This is a genomic window from Vibrio sp. 10N.247.311.47, from assembly GCF_041467535.1.
Taxonomy (GTDB): Bacteria; Pseudomonadota; Gammaproteobacteria; order Enterobacterales; family Vibrionaceae; genus Vibrio; species Vibrio crassostreae_C.
Genome location: NZ_JBFSUR010000037.1, coordinates 23,912 through 47,795 on the forward strand (window position 1 = coordinate 23,912; position 23,884 = coordinate 47,795).

Here is a 23,884-nt window from a genome sequence, read left to right on the forward strand (position 1 = left end):
ATATAAGCCGTTAAAAGTGGGCTCAACGCCCAGTTAGCGGCTTTAAATTTGCAAAAATGAATGCGCTAAAACAGTGCATTTACTCCAAATTCGTCATCAATTTCGACCACCTTTTTCACAAAAACTACAACAAATCACCATACAACTGTAACTCCATGATATTTAAGGAATGCAAAGTTTGACTACCCCCAAGTTTCTGCAACCTTTCCCTATGTATTCGATTGACTATCCCCTGATTTGATTTAGACTCGTTCCCGGCTAGAAAGAAAGTTCTTTGTATATAAACATTTCGTTGGATTACTAGTAACCCCGTTGTGTTGTACGCAATAGCAATAAACTTTTCCGCGCTATCAGTGCCACAATTGGCTCAAAATAAAAATTTAATTTTAGGATATCATCATGTCTAACACAGTTACTGGTACAGTAAAATGGTTCAACGAAACTAAAGGCTTCGGCTTCATTCAACAAGAAAACGGCCCAGACGTATTCGCACACTTCTCTGCTATCACTGGCGACGGTTTCAAAACTCTTGCTGAAGGCCAAAAAGTTGAGTTCGTAGTATCTCAAGGTCAAAAAGGCCCACAAGCTGACAGCATCAAAGTACTTTAATTTAGTATTTTAAAGCTTTCTAAAAATAGCCAGCCTCTGCTGGCTATTTTTTTACCCGCTATTCAGAGATTTAAGGTAATATTCCCCTTCACTATTTCTACCTAAGACACCCTCTCAATGGCTCTTAAACCGACAATCTACAAGTTTCGTATCTCTTTAACCGATATGAATCGCGACTATTACGACTCTTTCAATCTAACGGTTGCACAACACCCTTCTGAAACAGAACAGCGAATGATGGCTCGAATCATGGCTTTCTGTATCAATGCATCTCCTGAACTTGAGTTCACTAAAGGATTGTCTAGCATTGAAGAACCCGATTTATGGCAGAAGTCGTTAGACGATCAAATCCTAGAATGGGTCGATGTGGGCGAACCCGATCCAGAGCGTGTTAAGAAGGCAACTCGCCTATCTAAATCAGTACGCGTATTCAGCTTCAACACTAAATCAAACGTTTGGTGGGAGCAGAACAAAGGTAAATTCGGCTACCTAAAAGCTCAGATCGTTCGTCTAGACAACGATGGTATTGAGCAGCTAGCGGCGATGACACAACGTACGATGGATCTTTCAGTCATGCTGACGGGTAACTCTGCTTTCATTAACAGCGATACTCAATCGGCAGAAGTAACGTGGGAAGAGCTACAGAGTAATGACTGAGCGTCCAACCCCGAATAGTTCGCAAACAGCAGCTAGCCAGCTAGAAGAAGCCAAGCAACAAGCCGACGCGCAGCAAGAAATCAAAGCTAAACAACAAGCTAGAACCAAGCTTCACCAGTGTTTAAAAGAAGCAGGTTTAGGTTCAGTCAAAGCGCTCTCGACAGGCTACGAGAAAGAGCTGTCGTCATTTATTGATGAAAACCACGCTTTGTTTAAACACGCTTGCGAGAACAAGCCGGAGAACTCTGCACGTCAGACGTTGCTTGGCTTGCTAACCAAGGAACATATCGATGCAAGCTATCGCTTTGAAAGCAATAAAGAAGCGAATGAGGCGATGCAAAATGTATTCGATAATACAGTGGGAACTGAGCACAGCGACAAGTTTCAAAACTCTAACGCTCAACAGTTAAAACTAGTCACGCATTTGTGGTTGTTCATTCAAGGACGACTAGGAATGGATTACAGCCTAGCCAATGATCACGCAGCTGTAGCCGCTACGCTACTGTCTCGTATATCGAGAAGCAGTGATGATGAGATTCGCGTAGAGTTCATGGCGAGTTTTTACGATGGTTTGAGCATCTATCAAGCCGAGAACAAGCCATCCGGTATTGTTCACCACTTAAAGCGTTTGTTTAACCTTTCTTAAGCACTCCACCAGCGACTGATTCTAGTTACGCTCTATATGCTTTCAACAAACGTTAAGATATAGAGCGTGCTTTTTCTGCTTGGCCGCAACAGATTCCCTATTACGTTCATTCCTCACTTTAGGGAATGGCGAAAGTGAATAAGTCGCTCATTCTTCACTTTAGGGAATAACAGCATTCTCAGCCATTACAGTTGACTTCATTGCAGGCGTAAAAAAGCCCCGCATAAAGCGAGGCTTAGAATATTTTCAACGAACTTCAATTTACAAAGGCTAAATGACGTGCATCCAATAACGAAACGTATTAACGCAGGCCGTGTAAGAATTCGTGGCGCGTTGCTGGGTTTGATCTGAAGATACCGCCCAGAGCTGTTGTTGTCGTTTCGCTAGTCGCGTCCATTACACCGCGTGATTTCACGCAGTAGTGAACCGCATCCATGGTGACAGCAACGTCATCAGTTTCGAGTAGCGTTTGCAGTGCAACAAGGATCTGCTGCGTCATACGTTCTTGAACTTGTGGGCGCTGAGCAAAGAATCGAACAATACGGTTAATCTTTGAAAGGCCGATGATTTTCCCACGAGGGATATAAGCGACCGCAGTCTTACCATCAATCGTCACTAAGTGGTGCTCACAAGTACTGGTCACGGTAATGTCTTTTACTCGTACCATCTCACGAACGCCCATCTTGTTTTCGATTACCGTAATTTTAGGGAAATTGGCGTAATCCAAACCAGAGAAAATTTCATCCACGTACATTTTAGCAATACGTTGCGGTGTTTCTTCCAGACTATCATCCGTAAGATCAAGTTCGAGTAGAGTGAGAATCTCACGCATATGGTGCTCGATTCGTTCCTTTTTCTCTTCTCGGCTAACCTGGTTAGGACTCATTGGCGTCTCTAGACCGCGGCTTGCTAGCGCATCTTTAACCAACTTCGCTGATTCGCTAAGACCTGACATTGAACTTCCTCTTTTGTTACCCCTTCTGGATGGCAAACAAGGATACTCGGAATTTTGAATAAATACACCCATATTTTAAGGGAGGTCATTATTTACGGGGGCTAAACTGTGCTAAAGTGGCTTCAATTTCGTTGACGAAAAGCGTGTTTTAATCATTATTGAACCACCATTGCCAACCACAAAATCAAAACAATAACGATCAAAGGATTTCAATTATGGGCTGTTGCGACGCTCCGGGCTTAATGCCAATTGAAGAAGCACTAGATAAGCTGCTGTCACCAATCAAACCTATTCAAACGACTCTAACTCTGCCATTGGCAGATGCTTTGGGCTACGTTCTTGCTGAAGACATACTCTCCCCTATTTTTGTACCTCCTTTTGATAACTCAGCAATGGACGGTTACGCGCTGCGTTTAGCAGACCTAGAGAACGGTAAAGTACTGCCATTAGCGGGTAAATCTTTTGCGGGTCAGCCTTTTGAAGGTGAATGGCCAGCAAACACCTGTATTCGCATTATGACTGGCGCAAAGATCCCGGAAGGTTGTGACGTCGTAATCATGCAAGAAAACACTGCTGAAACTGACGCTGGCATTGAGATTCAGCAAGACGACATCAAGCTGAACAATAACATTCGCCCTACCGGTGACGACATCAAGCAAGGCGATATCGTTCTTAGCCGTGGCGAACGTTTAACACCTCGTGACATTCCAATGATTGCTTCGCTCGGTGTGAGTCATGTAACTGTGGCACACAAACCTAAAGTCGCTTTCTTCTCTACTGGCGATGAGCTCAAGCCATTAGGTCAGCCTCTTGAAGATGGTCAGATCTACGACAGCAACCGCTACGGTATCAAACCACTGATTGAAGCGTTTGGTTGCGAAGCAATTGACCTAGGTATTATTCCTGATTGCCCTGCAACGCTTAAAGAAACCTTTGTAAAAGCGCAAGAACTGGCAGACGTAGTTGTCACTTCTGGTGGCGTAAGTGTCGGCGAAGCTGATTACACCAAAGACATTCTTGAAGAGCTTGGCGAAATCGGCTTTTGGAAACTAGCAATCAAACCAGGTAAACCATTCGCATTTGGTGAGCTAGACAACGCTTGGTTCTGTGGCCTACCGGGTAACCCAGTGTCTGCAATGATGACTATGTATGTGTTAGTTCAGCCTATGCTGGCTAAATTAGCTGGTCACACAGCATGGACAGCACCAGAGTCGATTCCTGCTATCACTAAATCTGCATTCAAAAAAGGCCCAGGCCGTACTGATTACCAACGTGGCATCTACTCGATTGAAAACGGTAAGTTTGTAGTAGAAACAACAGGTAACCAAAGCTCTGGCGCTTTCCGCTCAATGAGCTTAGCAAACTGCTTTGTGGTACTAGAGCGCGAACGTGGCCGTGTTGAAGTCGGTGAAACGGTTCAGATTCAACTGTTTAACTCCACGCTTTACTAACGAGGCTTGCTGATGGAAATACTGTCTGACGCAGAGATGCTTCGCTATAACCGCCAGATCATTCTCAAGCAGTTTGATTTTGAGGGTCAAGAAGCGCTGAAACAGAGCTCGATTTTGGTGTTAGGTGCGGGTGGTTTAGGCTGTGCCTCTGCTCAATACCTCGCGACTGCGGGAATTGGTAAGCTAACACTGATCGACGATGATATTGTCGAGCTTTCAAACTTGCAGCGACAAGTGCTTCACACCGATGCTGACATTGGTAAGAAGAAGGTCGATTCTGCCGCTGAGTCTTTGCAGGTATTGAACCCTCATCTGACGATTGCAACTGTCGATCACAGGCTTGATGACGAAGCGCTAGCAAGTTTGATCGAAGCACACTCTCTTGTTCTTGATGCCAGTGACAACGTTGAAACGCGCAATCAACTTAACCGTTTGTGTTACGCATCAATAACGCCTCTAGTATCGGGCGCTGCGATTCGCATGGAAGGTCAGATTAGCGTATTCACTTATCAAGATGAAAATGCACCTTGTTACCAGTGCTTGAGTGCTCTATTCGGCAACGCTGCTCTAAGCTGTGTTGAAGCCGGTGTGATGGCACCTGTTGTAGGCATGGTAGGCGCGGCTCAGGCTTTGGAAGCTATCAAGGTTATTGCCAAGTTTGGACAACCAAAGCAAGGCAAACTTTTGATTCTCGATGCCATGTCTCACAGCTGGCGTGAAATGAATTTAATAAAGATGCCTAATTGTTCGGTGTGTGGTAAGTAATAAAAAGAGCCAAAGCCCATTGAGTTGGCTTTGGCTCGTTACCCTAATACGTTGTTAATGATTAGAAGTATATTCAGAAGCGACGTAATCTAGCTCCTTTTGCTCTGCGAGCATCTCAACTGCAATTTCAGGTAGTGATGGAACCCCATGAAGAAAACCTTGTTGGTTAAAGCCGCCTAGAGTTTCCAGAAATGCACAGGTGTCTTTATTTTCAACACCCTCATAGATAATACGTGCGTTTTTTACCGAAACGAGCTTCTTAACTTCATCGATTTTTTGCATGTAATCAATGTTATGGCAAAGTCCCCATGTAATGGTTTTATCTATTTTTATCTCACTAATAGGCAGTTTGACAATACGTTCAATATTCGATGCTTCCATCCCAAAGTCATCTATAGAGATCTCAAAACCATTCAACCTTAGCCGTAAAATATTTGCCAACAATTCTTTTTCAATATTGCCTGAAAGCCCCTTTTCAGTCAGCTCTACAACGATAGTATGCTCAATACCTTGCTTATAGATCTCGAGTAGATTATCGACAACAGATTCATCAGTCAGTAAATTAGGATCGATATTAATTGAGAACCTCAACGATTTATCAAGTTCACTGAAGTGGAGATGATAATCCTGAATGAATTTATTTATCACGATATTGGTAAAAACCTTTTGCTTTCCTAGCTCTTCAATTACTGGCAAAAAATAGCTCGGTGGAAGTAAGGTCCCGTTTTCATCAGACCATCGTGACAACACTTCAAACCCCGAAATAACATTTATATCCGAAACAACTTGCGGCTGATAAACCAGATTGATGGGAAAATCGTCATCGATGATTGTTGCACGGTTACCAAAGCCAAGCTCGCTTTTGGTTATGGTTTCAACTTCAAGTGCTTTATCAACCAACTCACTTATTTGGTTAGCCCAAATAGGCTTTTCTAGTGAAGCGACAACATTTAACTCATAGAGCTTTCCAAGCATACTCACCGAGCTAACAATGGATTTATCCAAACCTGAAATAATGATTATTTTAGACTCAACATTTTGTTGCGACATCATACTCAAGAGTTCAAATCCATCGCCATTGGGCATCATGATGTCCATAATCACCAAATCAAATGATGCGTTTTGCATTTTGCTCATTGCATCGAACGCATTTTCTGCAAACTGTACAGATGTTTTTTTATTAGATAAAGAGACCGCATTTTTAATGACCTCTCTCGATAGTTCAACATCGTCAACAATCAATACTGTGTTATTCATTCTCTTCACCTTTATAGTTTGCAATAATATCCATCCAAGTGCGTTGTGATTTCATTTTCTTTGAATCCAAGTTCATGACCTTCATTGATCTATCGTTACTTCTTACACTTCGATACTCGCAGCCCAATGAAAAAAACAGATCAAAAATCCTTTTGCTTTTCAGTAGTATATAAAGCTCTTTATCTGGATTTAAGCTTTGTAGATACTTGTACGCCTCTCTGCCCATTGTGTCTGTAAATGACGAATAATGAGTGCAGTTAAAAGTAACAACTAAATGTGCTCTATCTTCTTTAGATACTAAGACTTGCTCCAAAAAATCTGCTGCAAGATTATAGTTAGCACTTAATAAGTGTCCGATTAATTGCCCATTAACCGTGACGAGCGTTAACTCTCCAGAATATTGATTTATTATTTTTTCAATAATTACCTTTCTACTCAGACCTAAATCTTCTAAATTACTGAGCATAACGTTATCCTCATATTCAAAGATGACATCAATTAACTTGGTAATCTTCCCAAGAAGGAATGAATTATTTGAGTTAATCACCGTAACTTCTGTTTGGACGTGCATGTTCATATCAATATAACCGTTATTATTAAATTTATTCGTTAACCCTGTGAGAACTGTTTGTGAGTCGTTTGCCTCCCAAACATCAAATATGTTGACTCCAATAAGGTCCAGTAACTCGTTTTGACGTTTTAAGTGGGGAGTTGTTACTCCTCTTTCCCAACGGCTTAGTGTCACAACGTCCAGGTTGTTAAAGTTAGAGTTACTTCTTTGAATCGCATCAACAAAATTAGTTTGAGACAAACCATTATTAACACGAAACGTACGTATAATATTTCCAAACATAGCTTTATTTTCTTATTCGTTATTGTGATTTAGCTTATTTTTAATTAAATACGAACAAAAGCTAAGGGCAAGCTGTGATTGAATAATTTGAAAATGCCCAGCTACTCTCAACACTTATTGGATGATAGTTATTTTCATAACAGTTTGGGCATTATCTTGATGACAATGCCCATAACTCTCAGAAAAACAGATGAAAATAATACATGAAGATCCGAAGATGGCTTACCCTCAGGTTATAGGTAGGAGTATTTAACTAAGTTAGCAAGTACCACCTGATAAAGCGCAATGAAGCTTTAGCTTTAGATCGCTCGGGTTGAGCGGTTTGGTTAGATAACACGAAAAGTATTGGTCCATTCGAGCCTCTTCTTGAATGGTAGCTCGTGCCGTAACGGCAATTATAGGTAACGATGGCTTACGCTTTCCCAACTCAGAAGCAAGCTCAATGCCATCCATAACCGGCATTGAAATATCCGTCAGTACAACATCAAAGTCATGTTCAGAAGCGAGTGCTAAAGCCTCCAAACCATCATTCGCGGTCATGCATTCACAACCTAGCTCGTTTAAGTGGAACTCTAGAATTTCTCGGTTGAACTCAACATCATCAACGATCAAGGCTTTTTTACTTGTGCAGTCTAAGCGCTCTCTAACGTTATATACCTGTTCAGCAACACCGTTAGAACACTCAAGAACATTCATAATTTCTTGAGCTGGGAGTGAGATAACAAAAGTACTACCGGTGCCGAGCACACTCTCAACACGCAACGAACCCTTCATTAACTCTACGATGGTTTTAGTTATCGCCAAGCCCAAGCCAAAACCAAACTGTTGGTCTTCTTGATTAACCTGTTCAAAGCCGTTAAACACCGCATCCAATTTATCTTGGGGAATACCGACTCCAGTATCGCTTACGGAGATATTGAATGCTCTATCGTCGGTTGAAACTTCTATTGTCACCCCTCCCTTGTTTGTAAACTTCAATGCGTTCGAAACTATATTATTGATTGCTTGCTTAATACGAAGCTCATCAATCATCAATGTTGTCGAAGCATCGACATTGCATATAATATCAAGCGACAATTGTTTAGACTCGCTAAGCGGAAAAAACGTATTTTCAATTTCGCGCATCAAACTCATTACTGACAGGCATTTAGGGTTTAATGAATAGCTTGCTGCTTTTACTCTTTCAAAATCCAATAGGTCATTCACAATGCCTAAAATAGTATTGCTCGCACTCGAAATACCGTTCAGCTGATGGCGATATTCGTCAAAGTTTTTGCTATGGCTTAGCATATGTGTATAACCAATAATCGCGTTCAGTGGCGTGCGAACCTCATGGGACACATTTGAAAGCAGCACCGATTTCTGTTTATTGGCCTCACTCGCCTCTTGCGCTGCTATCTCGTACAGCTTCGTTCGCTCTTCAACTTCATATTCAAGCCCTTCAATCAAATTTTGAATCTGGATCCCAGCCTCAGAATAAGCCTTTGAAAGCTGTTCAATTTCGTCTCCATTACTATAAACAGTATGTCTGGATTTATTAAAATCACGCTGCTTTAGATATTTAGCTTGTGCGATCAATTTAGAAATAGGTATCAGCATCTTATTCACCGCGATTGAGTTAATAGCTAAAAACAGACCAAGCAAAAGGATATAAGCAAAGAACAGGCGTTTGATCAACGAGTTATCACCAGATAAAACCAGCTCTTTGGTGGTCGCATAACTGGAACGAATCACATGCTCTGGCGTGACTAAAATCAACCTCCAACCGGTTTGACGGTTCTGAACAAAAGTGACATTGAAAACACCTTTTTCGCCACTTACCACAAAACTACCCAAGTAATGTGACATGATATGGCTTCCGACACTCTTTTGAATTTGTTCATCAAAAACACTTTCAGACATCAATTGGTCGACATTCTGTTGTAGATTCGACGCGATAAGCTTGCCGCTGTCGTCTACTAAGAAATAACGGTATTGGAATTCATCGATCATATTTTCAAAAGTCAGTGAACGAGAAAAATACTCTAAATCTAAATCAAATTTGAGTAACGCGTTATCCCAGTGCTCTGGACGGATATAAATGGCAAACTTAGTGACGTGCCCCACTTTAACTTCTTTCCCTATATAGAAATTCTTGTAGTGGATCATGCGACTAAAATCGACAGAAATAGAGCGGCTTACAATACCATTTTCGGTGATAGAGACTTCTTGGTTGCGTTCAGTGTCAATAAAAAGCACCTTTTTGATAAAAGGCTTACGCTCTGTGTTGATATAAGCCAGTTGTTTATTACGAAGTGCCTCGTTTTTCGATTCATTAACAAAATCATGAGCAAAATCAATCGCTACATGCTCCACTTCCTCAGTGATCAGCTCGACCTCTTTATCAAGGGTTACACTTTGAGCTTTCACAAAGGTAAGTAGAAGCTTTTTGTTATTTCCCGTAATGCTCTCCTTTATCTCTTCAAATTGGTTTTGTGAAGAAACCTGAACGATTTCGATAGCGGAGTACGTAAGCAACACCACAAATAGAACCAGTATTGTTGCGTTGGTGAAAATGATTTTATTTTTAAAAGACACGTTCATATCCTCCAACTTAAGCGTCAAAAAGTTGAATCATGGCGTTAGACACATCCATCAAAATCTTTTTTCCGGCACTTTCATTGATTACCGCGTCGTAGTGCTCCAATTTAAGACAAATTCTTGCAACCTCTGTAGCCCCGCAAGATAACGCAATGCCTTTCACTTTATGGGCGAGCGCTCGATTGGACTCACCTCCTTGAAGAATATCATCATTAACCTTGTGCAAACTTCTAATAGCAATCTGACGAAATCGAACGCCAATATCCGATTGAAAGTTACAACCCGTCGCCATTAAAAATACATTTGTGTCGATGCTATACATACCAATTTCTCCCGCCTTCGTGACCCCCCTTAATTTTGACCGTCTGTTACAAAACTGATATGGCAGATCGAGAATTTAAATAACCGGAATGCCCAATGGCATTGTCTGTTTTTTAACTTGGCTTATGCCATATTCACTGCTGGCTACATTTGGACAATAGATCACACTTTTTATGATTATCGAGTGAAAATAATGGCTCAACTTTTCAGACATACTTTTAGACGCTTGGAACAATTAGGTCGAGTGTCTATAAAACAAATATTTGGCGTAACGGCCTTCTATGTAGATCACGTTTTGCTCGTTCTACATAAAAGTGGGGAGCTGTACCTCAGAGGAACACCGGCACAAAAAGGCTACTTTATTAACAAGGGCTACCCCAAGGTGAATGCGAGCGTACTTGGAGTAAGTCAGAATGCGGATTATTACAAGTTGCCAGCAAACCCTTGGAGCAAGTATTCTTTGACTCTATGTGAAGCAGAAATCGCACTAGAGCAAATAAAGAGATCACGAAGCAGTTATATTTCTGCTCCCGAAAGGCTCAAAGACTTACCCAACATGCGATTCTCAACTGAGCAACTTCTTGAGAAAGCGGGTATAAACTCCATTGAGAAACTCAAAAACCTGGGCACGATTGGTGCTGTAGAGGCTATCCAACAGCATACCCACCATAAACCAACCATCGAGTTAGTTTGGTCGTTAGAGGGTGCAATCCAGGGTATACACCGTTCACAACTGCCGACGAACCTAAAAAATGCATTGCGCACCCAAGCTCAAAGTTATTGTTAGCCTATATTGTTTTAACGAAGCTTAGATTCTTGTTAAATCCAAATGCGGTCAATTTGATGCCGTGGCTATTCCTAGCTACGGCTCATTAGGCTAACCCGCTGTCCTTAAGTGATTTCACTCAAGTTTAACGTCTTTAAATTAGCCTCCCCTTTCATTTGATCGCCCACTCCGTTTTAATTTTCACTGCCAGCCTTTATTTTGGTTTCCTACTATTCCCTCTGCTACAAATTACCATTCAAGTTTTAATGCAACTGAATTTATAACTATTTATTTTACAACCTGCCCTATCGCTACCAAACTAGGCATATCAACACAACACTAATAAAAGGTGCCTAAATATGCGTTCATTAATCTTTATTTCAACAGCAGTATTAGCAACTCTTATCTCTTTTCAGTCGGCGGCCGCAAATGTCACTGTGCGTTGGACAGGGAAAGTACCGACTTCTGACTGCGCTTCAAACCCTATTAGCAATCAAGTCGCGTTCAACTCACAAAGCGAACGTTGTAAGGTTGAACTTAAACAAACTGAAATAACTAATACAAAAACAGCAAATAAAATGGTTTCGTTTGATGTGTAATATGAAAGGAAAACCCATTAAGTAGGCATAATAGCCAGATTAATATTCAACCTGACCTTGCATGTAATCGCAGCAAATAAATAATACGGGTATGATAATTAAACTGGCTGTTTGTTTATGCACTTAATCTTACATAAAGGGTCGCTAAGAATTTCGCTAGCCGACCACCCAACGATAAAACCCATCCAGCTCACACTCAGTGAATTTTTAGTTCTAAAAGAGTTACTCACTCATCAAGGGGAGCATTTAACCAAACACCATCTACTAAAAATGGGATGGCCCAATTCATTCGTCTGTGACAATGCATTGAATATGGTGATCATGTCTTTAAGAAAGAAGCTTCTTAGGCTCGGTGGATGGATAGAAATCAATACCATTTACAAGATAGGTTATAGTTTAAATAAAACTGACAAAATATGTGTTTTGCAGTGAATTTAAACACTCCCGTCGCTTTGTTTCCTAATTGGATCTCAGATAGAAACGGCCAGTATGGGTGATTATTAGGCTATTTCTATCGTTTTAGGCATACCTAACCCTGTGAGCTTATTCAACGCTTTAATCATGGCGTAGGTTTCACCAACCTGAGCATTATAGTTTCTTAAACTTAATCGCCCACCAAACAGTGTCTTTACACGGAACATAGCCGTCTCTGAAAGTGACCGTTTATGGTAACCGTACTTCTTTTTCCAATGTTTATTTGAGCCGTATAATTTCTGGCAAGCTACCGCCAGATTACGGGGGTGACCTCGTAACCAAAAAGCAGCACCTTCTCTCGGTGGAATAAGTGGAACAGCTTGTTTAATACGTATTGCTTCGTAGCATTGTCTTGTATCGTAAGCTCCATCACCAGATATCTCATTGATTCTACGACGAGTTTGATTCAGTAAATTAGGAAGAGCTTCACCGTCAGTGACATTCGATAAACTTAACTCAGCCGCAATGATTTCATGAGTGCCAGTGTCTACGGCTAAATGGAGCTTACGCCAAACTCGACGCTTCCCGTCAGTACCATGTTTTTTACTTTCCATTCACCTTCACCGTAGACCTTTAGCCCTGTTGCATCAATGGCTAAATGCTGTATTGCGCCTCGGGTCTTTGTCTTGAATGACACATTAACCGTTTTGGCTCGTTTACTGATGCATGAATAATGAGGACATGACAACGGGAGTTGAGCGAGTTTGAAAACAGAATCGATGAATCCTTGTAACGCTCTCAACGGCATCGCGAATACTCGTTTAACCATGAGGGCGGTCGTAATGGCTAAGTCACTAAACAATCGAGGTCGACCTCGTTTACCTTGCTTGAGTTGCTTCCACTGTTGAATCGCTTCCTCATCAATCCAGAATGTCAGTGAACCACGATTGATTAGGGCTTGGTTATATTGTTTCCAGTTAGTTGTTCTGTAGCGAGGCTTTGGCATTGCTCTAAGTATGTGAGTGAACTTAGATGATCTGATCGTAGCTTTAAGCATTAGTTCCCTGATTTAGGAAACAAAGCCTTGTTGCTGACTAAGCTTGAGTTTTGTTTCAATATCCATATTAATCCTTACTGAGTTTAGAAAATAAACCGCTACCCTCTATAAAAAGAAAAAACGGCCCTGCGGGCCGCAAACTCTGAACGTTGAACCCTAAGAACCTGATACGCACGAGACGTAGAACAGATTGGATGGGCCGCTGCTGCTGACGGTGCCAGAGCGGAGGTTCACGCGGTAGTAGACGGAACCACTAGCCGTCGACGACCAGTAGAAGCTGCCGGTCGCCCAACCCTTCGCGGTGTACATGTGACCAAAGTTATTAGAAAGACTCATCAACTCATCCATATTTGCTAAAGCCCAATCATCTCTCCCGTTAAGCTCAAGTGTATTATAATGTTCACAAAGGCTATGTGCTTCAGTAAAACTAAACATTGCAAACGATCCTGAAGGACCATCATCAGGGCTAATTTCAACATGACTACCGTTGTAATTACTATAGCCAACAGCGTTTAAAAAGCTCTCACTTGGAGTACCGGTAAACAACTTTCCATCGCTTTCCGCAATTTTAACACAGGCACCCGCGGCGTTTTGTTGATCATCATCCCCAACTTGGCCACCACACAATAAGGCATGAAAGGTAACTTGGCTAATCGCATTAGTCTGTGTATTGGTTGTTGTGGTGTAAGATGACGCCACATCAAAGGTCATGGTCGTTGTTGGGGTTTGATAGTTTGTATCCCACTTTACCCGCACTTTTTGCTCACCTGATTCATCGGTTTGAGTCGTTTCCGCTTCAAGGATAGGAGTAACCATTTCTGCGGTGTCTGGGTGCTGTTCTGTACTTACCACTGAAATGACTGAGTAACCTTCTACTGGGTTGCTATTTTGATCGGTCAAGGTCGCAGTAACCTGGCCACCTTCCACTGACGTATAAGGTACCGTGTCAATCGTTGCTTCTGATGACACTGCAGCCGTCTTTTCATCACCAATAAACTTAACTTCATAGTCTTGAGTAATGCCACCCACATCAAGGGTTAATGTGACGGTTTCCGCTTTTAAACTGGTTAAGCGAAACTCGGCAATACCATAGCTGTCTGTGGTAACGTTATCGCTGTCCAATGTCACATTTGGGCTAGAGACAGAAGCCGTCACAAGGGTATCTGGTCTTACTTCTTGACCGAGTTTTAACTCAACAAATACAGAACCAACATCAACTCCATCCGCGACAACTTCCGTGCTTGAGGTAGGCAATACAGTAATTAAACCTTGCTTAACACATGTCACATAATAAGCCGATGTTGGATCGACATCGCCTGTAAGGGTGCTGCCATCTTTAAGATCCACCCACTTAACCAGATCTGCTCCGTCATCATAAGCGAGGTATTGCGCTTTAACAGGCCAGTTATGTAACGCCTGAACATCGGTATCAGTGGCCATCAGCTTAAGTTGATCAAACGTCGGCACTGAACCACCGATGGTGTCGCAGTATGCTACGGCCGACGGATAACGAAAACCAGCCATATCAATCGCTGGGCTGTAGCCATCATCGTTCAGTTTTATATCATAAGGCGAGCCTTGCCCGGCTGCATCAAGTGCGGTGGGTGGTCCAATATAGAGATCCAACAAATGAGAAATGTCGTCCCATTTTGATGACTGATTAGGATCGGTCACTTCAACACGAATCAAACCCATGTCATACACTCCATTATGATCACTAACCGCAAAACTAATATAGTGGTAACCTGGTTGTGACGCTTGAAAGACGATCGTTTTATTCTGAGTGTCCAGTGGATCTTTAGGTACCGCTTTTGCGTTAAACGATTCAACATACACCAATTGATAATCATCACTATCGTCCGAGGAAACAAAGCCGCTGATGTCGATTTCTTCATCGGTCAATACGTAGACAACAACTGGATATACAATATTATCGTCAATCGTAAAACCTTGGTTAGCTTCGTAGCCCACCGCAACATCTAAAACCCCCATCAGCACAAGGCCATTAACCGAGTCTTCTAACGTATAAAGAACACGGTCAATGCCGGTAAAACCTGACGGCGGGGTATAATCCATAGTCTGGTCATCTGTACTATTTATTTGAACTGAGCTCGAGCGACCGTACGGTAGTGTAAGCTCCGTTAATACAAACTCGTCACCTAACGTAAAGCCGACTTTCTCCAATTCGTCCTTCAGTAAAACACTCACATCTTCATTAATCAGTGTTGTTGCACTTACTGGAACCAGTTCGGTTGAGCTAGGATTACTACTTACCGCAATGCGCGTAACCGCAGAACTCGAACCTTCTGAGCTACTACTATCACTCATTGGCGCTTCAGCCATACGGCTCATTGGCGACAATGTTTTAGGAGTCACATGATATCGATAGTCACACACCTTGGTATCAAAGGCCTGAATTACAAACCCTGTTTCCGTCATACTTTCTACTTGGCAGCTATCATCATTAGACAAGACCTCGACTTCACTCAGCGCAAAGCCACCACCCGTTGATGAAAATACCTTTGACGACAGGTCAACCTCGAACGATTCAGCATAGCCAGTCGAGTAGGTAGCATTTTGAGCGGAAAGCGTCGCGCTTTGAGTATTAGGGGAAACACTTGCTGAGCTTCCTTCACTGCCCTCTCCACCACACCCAAAAAGGGTAAGCGTAGTAGCGACGACAAAACCCAGGGGAATGCTTCCTCCTGGCTTATTGCTTAAAAGGTTCATATTACTTCTCTTTACTTTTTATTGATTTCAAAATTGATTTTATGATTTGTATTTAATGTTGTATTGGGCATTTACACTTTGCTGATAACAGTGATGCCATGTAGGCTAAAATTAGCACTGAACATGGGTAATGAATGCTGATCGTCCTTGATTAGCATTAATCATTGAAGGCCTATAATTATGTCTATTTTCAGCGTTCCTATTACTGAATAGGCAGTTGCATCTCTTTAGAGTATTTTTTATCGTAAGATGTTACGGTTACATTAAGTTGTTCACTTTGCGTATATTCCGCAAGAGAAAACGTTTTATCCCGACCAGATACAACAGTGAACTTTTGTTTGCATTGCGTATTTTTTTCTGTTGTACATGAGTTAACATAAACATCAATTAGCGTATTACTATTATTATCGATGCGTAAATTCTCGCCCTGATTGTAAATCTTATAATCAAAACTTGGCTTTGTCGTAGGCAGAATATAAACCGGTGAAAAACCATAGTTTATCTCGACACCGTGAATTTTCTCTCCCTCTTCTTTATAACGACTAGGAGTAAATGGCAGCATAAACATCAAATCTTTGCTGTTATCGCAAGACGTGTTGTGACATAAGCTACGAACACCCACGTCTTTCTCTTCACCAGGTCTTAAAACTAATCTTGGGTGCGTAAGAGATATTTTCCAAGCATCTAGATTGTTTCTTGTATAACTATTACGAACGATTTTGTCGCCATCAATAAACTGAATTTCTTGTACTTTTCCATTAACAAAAATCGGGTGAGACTCATCATTAATAAGTGTCACGACACCATTGCCCTTTTTATCCGCGACGACAATCATCTTGTCGACATTAAAAGCATTGGCAGCAGTAGAAGTCATTGCTGAACAAATTGCGAATACTGTTAATAGATTATATTTAATTTTCATATTTCTCTCTACTAAAAATAATAAATTTTAGGATACTACTCGTCTATTTTGCTCAGCGCGTATATAACACCAAGCGCGAAAAGAATGAGTACATACATGTTTAAAATATTTGGTCCGATCATTACTCCGCTCTCTTATATTTGACCTTCATGCATATAATTGAGGTATTAGTTTTCATATTTACGAGCCCAAACGATAAAGGTGAGTAGCTCGATTGGTGAACAGTATCGCGCGTTCAGGTTTGAAGGTATTGGGCACTCTTGAATTTCAAAAACGCAAGATGCGAGATAGCTAAACAAGTGTAGATATCATTTACATTGGCGAGATACTCTCTGCTACAAACAAAGAAACACTGCCAAAAAATTGGCAGTGTTTCTGTTTCAAGGAAGGCAATTTAATCTAAACAGCTAACTTTCGGGTAAAGTATTTTCTCTTCAGGGTAAATCAAATTCAAATCACGATTATTAAGATTTGGATTTGCTTCGACTAATTCATCAAGTGAGCTATCAAATGCTCTTGCAATTCGGAGCAAATAGTCGCCAGGAACCACTCGGTATTCAACTAAACGCTGCTGACACGATGGCGCCTTCTTAATTGGGACAATAGACGCCAATTGGGTTTTCGGCCTTGATACTTGGGTCGACTCTTCAACAAGCTGGTCAACATTGGGCCTTGGGTTAATATCTGAAAGGCCTTCTGCGGCTTCATTGCTTGAAAAACGATAAACCAACAGTGCATTAAATGCGTATAGATCGTCTTGTTGACGAGCTAAATCAAAGACGCCTTGGTAACCAAGGTCGGCGCTCCAATTTTTACTCAATTGGTATTTAAGACCAAGCGATGCCGTAAAATTGGTGTCGTCACTAGAAAACGCGCCCCCGACTCCTGCATACAAGGAGGCAAATTCACTGACGGGTAGCAATAAGTCGGTTTCAACCATTACCGCACGTAAACTATCTATTTCCGAATCAGAAAAAGCAGAATAATCAGCATAGCCAAGTTCAAATAGTACGTTTTCACTAATGTTATATCCAACCGCCGCCTTATAACCAAGTGCTTCAGTCTGTCCCATGTTGTCATCAAATGCAGAAAACGTCATGCCACCACTCATCTGGATAGGCAGCTCCTCTGCTGATACACTTATGGATAAGAACACAGCGATAATCGATGACATTAAGTTCATTTTTTTCATCTTAAATACCAGGCTCCAACATGATCGTTACTTCATCAAAATAATCTCCGGAAACAGCAGAACTGCCCTCAATATCGTAATCAAAGTCTAAAGTAAAGTTAATACTTGTTTGCACTCCAGCTCCTTCTGAAATAGCCGTTGTTTGATGCATTAATTGTCCTTCATCAACTAAGTTACCAGAGCTGCACTGATCGCAATGAATGCTGTAAGGAATAACCACACCAGGGTTACTTGAATTAACCAATTCGTATGACTGTAAGGGCATTGTTAAAACAATTCCGTCATTAAAATAGCCGTTCGCTGTAATATCAAATGACGTTGTCGATGTTATTCTTTTGCCAATTGTGTCGTAGACTGGCGTCATGACACCATCTCCACTTACAAAAACACTGTCGAGTTGAACAGGCTGATAATCAAATGAAAACAACATCACTTCATTGATGTTGCGATAAGTCATAATGCCGTCATTTTCATAGTAGTAACGAATATTTACCGGCACTGAAGCTGAATATTGCCCCTCTGGTAGCCCACTTAATGCCGACACTATTTCACTTTCGTTAATATCGAAAATAGGTCTCAGGAAAATAAATGGGCTCGATTTTTGTTTATTAATTAATCGAACAGACGAAACACAGTTTGGACCTTCAACAGTCACAATCGGTAGTGACACTTCATCAAATGAGCACCCACCACCTACCGTATTCGCTGACTGGGCAAATTCAATTCCAGTAGTATTGTATTGAACGCCCGATATATCGATCGATATTGACGGTGAAGTATTCCCATTTCCCCCAATTAAAGTCATCTCTGTTGGAGGTGTACCCGAAAATGTCGCGGCCGCCCAAGCTTCTGAAGCCTGCAACATAGGAGGAGTTTCCCACGTACTTGGCAGCATTTTGCCATTGTAACGTGTCACATTGTCCCAACGAACACCACCAGCCTTCACTTCCGCGCGAACTTCAAACGCAGCTTGAGCCATGCTTGTCGTCATTAATGCAATAAACGCTACAATATATAGGATAGGTCTAGGCATTATATTTTACCTCTCGTCACCATTTCTTTCTTTGAATAGCTTCTGTCGTGAGATGTCACGGTAATGGTCAACTCGTTATTTCGCATAGTTTCGGTTAAAGGGAACGTCTTATTCCTTCCCGATACAACCGTAAATTTTTGTTTGCATTGGGCTTTGTTTTCAGCAACACATGCATCTACAAAAAAATTGAGCATGGTATTACTTTTATTTTCGACTCTAAGGCTATCACCGTTGTTGGTTAATTCGTAAGAATAATTCGGTTGTGTTGTAGGAATAATATAAACAGGTGCGAATCCGTAATTAATTTCCACACCACTCACTACTTCACCAGGTCTGTATTTACTTGGAGAAAAAGACAGCATAAACATCAAATCTTTTGAATTATCGCATGCAGCGTTGTGGCATAAACTACGTATGCCAATGTCTTTCTCTTCACCAGGGTTCAAAACTACCTTCTGGTGCGTTAATGACACCTTCCAATCGTTTAAGTTGTCTCTTGTATATTGTTTTTTTTCTACCTGTTCTCCATCAATAATATTTATTTCATCCACCTTTGCTTGGATAAAAATTGGGTGAGACTCGTCGTTGGTTAACGTAACGATACCGTTCCCTTTATCATCAGAGACAATAACCATTTTATCTACCGTAAAAGCTTGTACACTTATAGATAACAATATAGCGGTGAGTGATACTAAATTTAGTAGAACTTTATTGGATTTCATTTCCCACTCCTTAATTAACTTGTGCGACTGGGTATGTAATGGCGTTGGTGCGATAAAGTCGTTTTGCCAACAGTTTTAACTGATCGATATCTCTTTTATGAAGCGCTATTGTTTCCGCCATGTTTATAGATTCATGCGCTATATAAATTGCCTTAAACGAACCCACTTCTTTCTGAATAATTCGATAACCGTGTAATTCGAGCTTTTTAAGCGCTTTATTCAGTTCAATCGAGCTTTCGTATGCACCTAAATACATCGCTTGTAGTCGTTCACCTGCATCAATCAAATCTATCTGCTTTTCTTGAGCTATTGGCAAACAATAGTTTTGACCAAAGTTCATCTGATTTGTTGAAGTAAATTCATAAGGCAGTAAGCATTGGCTTTCTTTCGCTGACAATTCAAAGTTCATGCCTTCCAATACGGTTACTCTATAAACACCGTCGGCCATTTCATTGACTTCAATACAACCTTCTCCATGACACTTCACTTCTGTAATCGGCTGTTCTGATATGTCATTAAAGGCGCTAACAAACGAAACGACGCGACTAACTCTTGGCTCAATAGAAGCAACCGTACCTGGGTGTGTAAACACGGTTACGTTACTATCACCAGAGTTGTAAAGATCAACGCTCTCTGAATCAAATTTCGCACGATATTGACTATAGTCTTCCAAAGGCACAACGGTTTCATCGTTATATACGATGAACTTACTGTTGTTTCGCCCTTCTTTTTTAAGAGAGAAGTAACCTTTTTCATCAAACGTCTGCTCTGTATTCTGCGACTGATGAATATCGACAAGCGTATAAGACGTTGCCGCTTTATCGGTAATATAAACGCCGTCTGTCGTCACGATTTGAGTGCTAGACAAGCCAGCATTGATACCACTCGTGCCATTGGTGGACGTATGGGCGGAGGCATTCATTCGAGCGTATTTAGTCGTGCCACTGGTCGCCAATAACGCATCTTGATACATATCATCCTGTTGTCGATCGTAGGTGTTACTCACCTCAAGCGACGTATTAAAGGAGTCTGAGTCAATTAACTGATTTCGTCTTACTGTTGTTTTAAATTGATTAATGTCATCACTATCACTCGTCAGGCCCACGATAGTTTCTACTGTGTCTGACAACGGGACACTCCATAACAAATTAACTGATATGTCGTCCGTCGCCTCAGAGTAATCGACGTTAATATTAACTCGAGAATCTAAAACTGTGGGCGTGCTGTAACCAACGGAAATAAACTGCTGTTCCTGTTCATCCGAGTTACCTAAATTGTCTAACTGCTTGTCGTTATTAAGCGAGTAAACCGCATACATAGATTGTCCACCGCGGAAGCTGTACGAAGAATTCAACGATAGACGTGAATAATCGGCATATCCGTACATATAAGAAGCAACTGGATCACCAAGTTCATTATCGAGAGACTCATAAGATAGACTTAAATAAGGGATACCGATATTAGCATTAAAGTGAGATGCGTCTTCGAATTGGCTGTACACAGCTTCAGTACTCAAATCCCAATCAATCAGATTGTATGCACCACCAACGGTGTACATAGTGCCACTGTCCGTGACCAAGCCGCCCAAGCCTACTTGCAACGAACGGGTGAGTTGGTAGTTAGCTAATGCCTTGCCATAAACATCGTCTTCAATATTTTTAATGCCATGTTCCGTGTAGTCGTAATGGCTTCCTGAAAACATACCCGCAGTGGCAACGAAATCCACTTCCCCCTGAGTCAGAGAGTCACCTTTGGTGTTATATACTTGATAAGTCTGGGTATTAACAACTTGCCCACCACTTGTCACCTCAAGTACAGCTTCATAGCGACCAGATGGTAACTTGCTGTAAGGAATTGAGTTCTGCCCTTCTGGTACGTTATCTTGAAAAATCAATCGACCATCACGAAGAACTTGTACACCGCCACTTGTTGGCGCATAAAAGCTCAATACTTTGTCGTTATTATGTCCGCCTACGAGCAACTTTTTAGAGGTACCTACCGTGAGCGAGTTTTGAGCAACTCGAGCGGTGTTATTCAGGAAGTCAGTTGAGTTAACCTCTGGCTCAAATTCAAAATGACCCGCTTTTATTGAGTAAGAATCGATATCTAAATGATATGCCGCTTCATACAATTCAGAACCGTTATCACTGTTGTTGGCATTGAAATCAGTTTTGAGGTATCCGTAAGGTAGCCCCAGTGTCGTTTCATTATTTAAAGAAACGATTGAGTCTTGATCTTGATATTCACTCACGTACAGATCAAATGAATTGATTAACCCATTGTGTTGACTCAGAGACGAGTGGTATACCAGTTCTTTATCGAGATTCGAGTATGACAACACCTGTGGAGATACAAAAAGATAGACTTCTTGATCGTTATAGTTATGAACGATCTCAAACGTTTCTGGGTACAACTCACACTCATCGAGCTTACCTAAACACTCAGACTGATCTTGTATGCCAACCATTAATTGATCTATGATCTTCTGCTGGTACTCAGCCGACACTGTATTATCATTTAAATAGTCAGATACCTGTGCGATCGCTTTTTTATTATTCGAGTCTAATTTTAACGTGTTAAACGACGTTAAAAATGGGATCGGTGAAGTAAGGGAACCATCTAAGTTACGTATACGGACTGTTGACTCTTTCAATTCAAACAGTTCTTCAAAACCTTCAAGAACATTTTGACTATAACTTGAATACGAATACACAGGCAATAACACTAAAATTGCCATTGTTATGAGTTTGAACCTGAACATTATATATCTACCTCTATATTGAACTCTATCTCACCATTACACCTCTCCGCTTGGCCCGCTGTGATGATATCTTTAAATGACTGAAAACTTAATATAATGTCATGCTCACTATACTTATTGTCGCCATCATTTAAATTGAAATTTGAAAAAGAGACGGATTCACCCTCTGACAAACTTATCCCGTCAATCGTTAATGTAACGAAATCATCCTGAACATTGCTCACTCCAGAGTAGTCCGTACAAATTGACGTATTTTTTGTTAACGTTGAAATATAAGGAATATCCGAAGACTCAAAAGGTATATCTGTTTCAATTCTTAATGTGGTATTAACATCATCAAATTTTGTTTTGTCTTGATTTGACGTCAACTCCAGAACTGCCGGAATAAATTCAACAGAATTAATTGAATTTGTATAAAGTTTGCCTACATCGAGGCTCGTAGTAATGTAAAGCACTTTGAAATCGGCGTTGGCATTCATACTCATGAAAGCCAATAGTATTAAAACTTTTTTCATATTGACTGCCATCGTAGAGAAATAAGGCTCGTAATTACTACGAGCCTTTGAATCGGGAATTTTCTACAAATTAAACAAGGTCAGCCATAACCGTTACTGATGCTTGAACAGTAGTTCCACCTACTTCAGATTCAGGTAATACAGCAGTCTGCTTAACTTTAGTTGAAATAGTTTCTTCACCAGAAACAACATCACCAACGGCTACTGGTGCACCATTTACATTAATCTCAACAGCTTGAGATGGGTTTGCCACACCGTCAAAAGCTACTGATGCATCAACTAGAGTCCAGTTAGCTGAAGCTAATGCACCAACAACAGGAGTAACAGCATCACCATCATTTAAGTGAGACTCAAGTACGATAGTATCTGATTCAAACACACCGTCTGTGCTTGGAGTGATAGTACCGTTAAGCGCTGTTGTATCACCTCCTAGGCCAGTGATGATAAGTGCATCTGATGCGTTAGTTACTGGAACAGTGCCACTCCATACAACAGTAGCATTTGAAGATGCGTTAGCACCTGCACTTACTGCCATACCCATAAGAAGAACTGATGCTAGTGCGCTTTTTTTGAAGTTAAACATTTTACTTTCCTTTAAAGATTAAATATTTCATAAATTAGTAATCCCGCTCCTGCGTTTAAATTTGTTAACGCTCATCGGTGACAGGACGAAATAAATTATGCGGAACACTGGAAAAGAAATATTGGGCATTTGAAAATTCCATTTGCCGAAAATGCCGATTCGATAAAACCATCAACAGTAAAGCTAGTAATACCTACCTTCGTTTTATCTACATCTATAATAAAAACCTGCCCGATAAGCTATAGTTTAAATTCTAATAAAAGAAGATTGAATTACATAAGCAATCGAACAATACTTACCATAATAGAGATTATCGAGGACAAAGAATGCCACTCACGTTTGCACACTTCTTAGAACAAGCCAGAAAGGAGCGAGGTTTAACACAGCAGGAGATGCTTGAGTTACTGCTTGAGGCCGACCCGACATTGTCTAAGCTCGACCTCAGGGCAAGATTACGAAGCCCCTTGCCCTGCAAGGACTTGCGAAAGGTAAGCGT

At 41.1% G+C, this 23,884-nt stretch carries 21 protein-coding genes and 1 pseudogene; 8 read left to right on the plus strand and 14 right to left on the minus strand.

Annotated features, from left to right (window positions below; all coding sequences use genetic code 11):
• Positions 1-399 precede the first annotated feature (399 nt).
• From AB6E51_RS20280 to AB6E51_RS20290, 3 genes are all read left to right on the plus strand, one after another.
• A complete protein-coding gene (locus AB6E51_RS20280) occupies positions 400-609 on the plus strand; it encodes a cold-shock protein (protein ID WP_010430417.1) in 210 nt (69 codons plus the stop codon).
• A 117-nt stretch (positions 610-726) separates the two neighbouring features.
• Entirely contained in the window at positions 727-1,266 is a 540-nt protein-coding gene (locus AB6E51_RS20285) for a YaeQ family protein (RefSeq protein WP_017061727.1), read from the plus strand.
• Positions 1,259-1,912, plus strand: coding sequence for a hypothetical protein (locus AB6E51_RS20290; protein ID WP_017061726.1), 654 nt, complete (start codon positions 1,259-1,261; stop codon positions 1,910-1,912). Before AB6E51_RS20285 ends, AB6E51_RS20290 begins: the two co-directional genes overlap by 8 nt.
• A gap of 301 nt (positions 1,913-2,213) precedes the next feature.
• Here the strand turns inward: AB6E51_RS20290 and folE are convergent, their stop codons facing one another.
• Positions 2,214-2,867, minus strand: coding sequence for a GTP cyclohydrolase I FolE (gene folE, locus AB6E51_RS20295; RefSeq protein ID WP_017061725.1), 654 nt, complete (start codon positions 2,865-2,867; stop codon positions 2,214-2,216).
• 215 nt (positions 2,868-3,082) lie between these two features.
• Here folE and moeA point away from each other — a divergent pair, with 215 nt between their 5' ends.
• Both moeA and moeB read left to right on the plus strand, forming a co-directional pair.
• Positions 3,083-4,318 (plus strand): molybdopterin molybdotransferase MoeA, encoded by a 1,236-nt coding sequence (gene moeA, locus AB6E51_RS20300; RefSeq protein WP_102333681.1) that lies wholly within the window; start codon positions 3,083-3,085, stop codon positions 4,316-4,318.
• Between the two features lie 12 nt (positions 4,319-4,330).
• Positions 4,331-5,083: a molybdopterin-synthase adenylyltransferase MoeB gene (moeB, locus tag AB6E51_RS20305; protein WP_102333682.1), complete on the plus strand. Its 753-nt coding sequence runs from the start codon at positions 4,331-4,333 to the stop codon at positions 5,081-5,083.
• A 54-nt stretch (positions 5,084-5,137) separates the two neighbouring features.
• On the opposite strand, the gene AB6E51_RS20310 is transcribed toward moeB, so the two are convergent.
• The 4 genes from AB6E51_RS20310 to AB6E51_RS20325 all read right to left on the minus strand — a co-directional run bounded on the left by AB6E51_RS20310 (position 5,138) and on the right by AB6E51_RS20325 (position 10,095).
• Entirely contained in the window at positions 5,138-6,340 is a 1,203-nt protein-coding gene (locus AB6E51_RS20310) for an EAL domain-containing protein (protein ID WP_372058424.1), read from the minus strand.
• Entirely contained in the window at positions 6,333-7,193 is an 861-nt protein-coding gene (locus AB6E51_RS20315; RefSeq protein WP_372058423.1) for a helix-turn-helix transcriptional regulator, read from the minus strand. The genes AB6E51_RS20310 and AB6E51_RS20315 overlap by 8 nt, the downstream gene beginning before the upstream one ends.
• Before the next feature lie 258 nt (positions 7,194-7,451).
• Positions 7,452-9,776, minus strand: a complete 2,325-nt coding sequence (locus AB6E51_RS20320) for an ATP-binding protein (RefSeq protein WP_372058422.1) — start codon at positions 9,774-9,776, stop codon at positions 7,452-7,454.
• A gap of 10 nt (positions 9,777-9,786) precedes the next feature.
• Positions 9,787-10,095 (minus strand): Hpt domain-containing protein, encoded by a 309-nt coding sequence (locus tag AB6E51_RS20325; RefSeq protein ID WP_017061719.1) that lies wholly within the window; start codon positions 10,093-10,095, stop codon positions 9,787-9,789.
• A 192-nt stretch (positions 10,096-10,287) separates the two neighbouring features.
• Here AB6E51_RS20325 and AB6E51_RS20330 point away from each other — a divergent pair, with 192 nt between their 5' ends.
• From AB6E51_RS20330 to AB6E51_RS20340, 3 genes are all read left to right on the plus strand, one after another.
• Positions 10,288-10,881, plus strand: coding sequence for a TfoX/Sxy family DNA transformation protein (locus tag AB6E51_RS20330; protein ID WP_065583723.1), 594 nt, complete (start codon positions 10,288-10,290; stop codon positions 10,879-10,881).
• 338 nt (positions 10,882-11,219) lie between these two features.
• The gene (locus AB6E51_RS20335; RefSeq protein ID WP_017061717.1) at positions 11,220-11,459 is read left to right on the plus strand and encodes a hypothetical protein; all 240 of its coding nucleotides are present in this window, start codon (positions 11,220-11,222) and stop codon (positions 11,457-11,459) included.
• Between the two features lie 117 nt (positions 11,460-11,576).
• Entirely contained in the window at positions 11,577-11,891 is a 315-nt protein-coding gene (locus tag AB6E51_RS20340; RefSeq protein WP_017061716.1) for a helix-turn-helix domain-containing protein, read from the plus strand.
• A gap of 68 nt (positions 11,892-11,959) precedes the next feature.
• Here AB6E51_RS20340 and AB6E51_RS20345 read toward each other — a convergent pair.
• From AB6E51_RS20345 to AB6E51_RS20385, 9 genes and pseudogenes are all read right to left on the minus strand, one after another.
• Positions 11,960-12,879, minus strand: a pseudogene (locus AB6E51_RS20345) (IS5 family transposase).
• Positions 12,880-13,086: 207 nt separating this feature from the next.
• Positions 13,087-15,660: an Ig-like domain-containing protein gene (locus tag AB6E51_RS20350; RefSeq protein WP_102332841.1), complete on the minus strand. Its 2,574-nt coding sequence runs from the start codon at positions 15,658-15,660 to the stop codon at positions 13,087-13,089.
• Between the two features lie 202 nt (positions 15,661-15,862).
• Entirely contained in the window at positions 15,863-16,582 is a 720-nt protein-coding gene (locus tag AB6E51_RS20355; RefSeq protein ID WP_372058420.1) for a hypothetical protein, read from the minus strand.
• A 394-nt stretch (positions 16,583-16,976) separates the two neighbouring features.
• Positions 16,977-17,774, minus strand: coding sequence for an outer membrane beta-barrel protein (locus AB6E51_RS20360; protein WP_102332842.1), 798 nt, complete (start codon positions 17,772-17,774; stop codon positions 16,977-16,979).
• Between the two features lies 1 nt (position 17,775).
• Entirely contained in the window at positions 17,776-18,807 is a 1,032-nt protein-coding gene (locus AB6E51_RS20365; RefSeq protein WP_102428213.1) for a hypothetical protein, read from the minus strand.
• Entirely contained in the window at positions 18,807-19,529 is a 723-nt protein-coding gene (locus AB6E51_RS20370; protein ID WP_102321099.1) for a hypothetical protein, read from the minus strand. Before AB6E51_RS20370 ends, AB6E51_RS20365 begins: the two co-directional genes overlap by 1 nt.
• A 10-nt stretch (positions 19,530-19,539) precedes the next feature.
• A complete protein-coding gene (locus AB6E51_RS20375) occupies positions 19,540-22,290 on the minus strand; it encodes a TcfC E-set like domain-containing protein (protein WP_102332845.1) in 2,751 nt (916 codons plus the stop codon).
• Positions 22,290-22,805, minus strand: coding sequence for a hypothetical protein (locus AB6E51_RS20380; protein ID WP_065583732.1), 516 nt, complete (start codon positions 22,803-22,805; stop codon positions 22,290-22,292). The genes AB6E51_RS20375 and AB6E51_RS20380 overlap by 1 nt, the downstream gene beginning before the upstream one ends.
• 70 nt (positions 22,806-22,875) lie before the next feature.
• On the minus strand, positions 22,876-23,388 hold the full coding sequence (locus tag AB6E51_RS20385) for a hypothetical protein (protein WP_065583733.1): 513 nt from the start codon (positions 23,386-23,388) through the stop codon (positions 22,876-22,878).
• Between the last annotated feature and the right edge of the window lie 496 nt (positions 23,389-23,884).

Coding starts and splice junctions, on each gene's coding strand:
- AB6E51_RS20340 (WP_017061716.1), top strand. CDS start 11,577: ATGCACTTAATCTTACATAAAGGGTCGCTAAGAATTTCGCTAGCCGAC.
- folE (WP_017061725.1), bottom strand. CDS start 2,867: ATGTCAGGTCTTAGCGAATCAGCGAAGTTGGTTAAAGATGCGCTAGCA.
- AB6E51_RS20350 (WP_102332841.1), bottom strand. CDS start 15,660: ATGAACCTTTTAAGCAATAAGCCAGGAGGAAGCATTCCCCTGGGTTTT.
- AB6E51_RS20315 (WP_372058423.1), bottom strand. CDS start 7,193: ATGTTTGGAAATATTATACGTACGTTTCGTGTTAATAATGGTTTGTCT.
- AB6E51_RS20385 (WP_065583733.1), bottom strand. CDS start 23,388: ATGTTTAACTTCAAAAAAAGCGCACTAGCATCAGTTCTTCTTATGGGT.
- AB6E51_RS20325 (WP_017061719.1), bottom strand. CDS start 10,095: ATGTATAGCATCGACACAAATGTATTTTTAATGGCGACGGGTTGTAAC.
- AB6E51_RS20360 (WP_102332842.1), bottom strand. CDS start 17,774: ATGAAAAAAATGAACTTAATGTCATCGATTATCGCTGTGTTCTTATCC.
- AB6E51_RS20365 (WP_102428213.1), bottom strand. CDS start 18,807: ATGCCTAGACCTATCCTATATATTGTAGCGTTTATTGCATTAATGACG.
- AB6E51_RS20335 (WP_017061717.1), top strand. CDS start 11,220: ATGCGTTCATTAATCTTTATTTCAACAGCAGTATTAGCAACTCTTATC.
- moeB (WP_102333682.1), top strand. CDS start 4,331: ATGGAAATACTGTCTGACGCAGAGATGCTTCGCTATAACCGCCAGATC.
- AB6E51_RS20310 (WP_372058424.1), bottom strand. CDS start 6,340: ATGAATAACACAGTATTGATTGTTGACGATGTTGAACTATCGAGAGAG.
- AB6E51_RS20280 (WP_010430417.1), top strand. CDS start 400: ATGTCTAACACAGTTACTGGTACAGTAAAATGGTTCAACGAAACTAAA.
- AB6E51_RS20380 (WP_065583732.1), bottom strand. CDS start 22,805: ATGAAAAAAGTTTTAATACTATTGGCTTTCATGAGTATGAATGCCAAC.
- AB6E51_RS20285 (WP_017061727.1), top strand. CDS start 727: ATGGCTCTTAAACCGACAATCTACAAGTTTCGTATCTCTTTAACCGAT.
- moeA (WP_102333681.1), top strand. CDS start 3,083: ATGGGCTGTTGCGACGCTCCGGGCTTAATGCCAATTGAAGAAGCACTA.
- AB6E51_RS20355 (WP_372058420.1), bottom strand. CDS start 16,582: ATGAAAATTAAATATAATCTATTAACAGTATTCGCAATTTGTTCAGCA.
- AB6E51_RS20320 (WP_372058422.1), bottom strand. CDS start 9,776: ATGAACGTGTCTTTTAAAAATAAAATCATTTTCACCAACGCAACAATA.
- AB6E51_RS20330 (WP_065583723.1), top strand. CDS start 10,288: ATGGCTCAACTTTTCAGACATACTTTTAGACGCTTGGAACAATTAGGT.
- AB6E51_RS20370 (WP_102321099.1), bottom strand. CDS start 19,529: ATGAAATCCAATAAAGTTCTACTAAATTTAGTATCACTCACCGCTATA.
- AB6E51_RS20375 (WP_102332845.1), bottom strand. CDS start 22,290: ATGTTCAGGTTCAAACTCATAACAATGGCAATTTTAGTGTTATTGCCT.
- AB6E51_RS20290 (WP_017061726.1), top strand. CDS start 1,259: ATGACTGAGCGTCCAACCCCGAATAGTTCGCAAACAGCAGCTAGCCAG.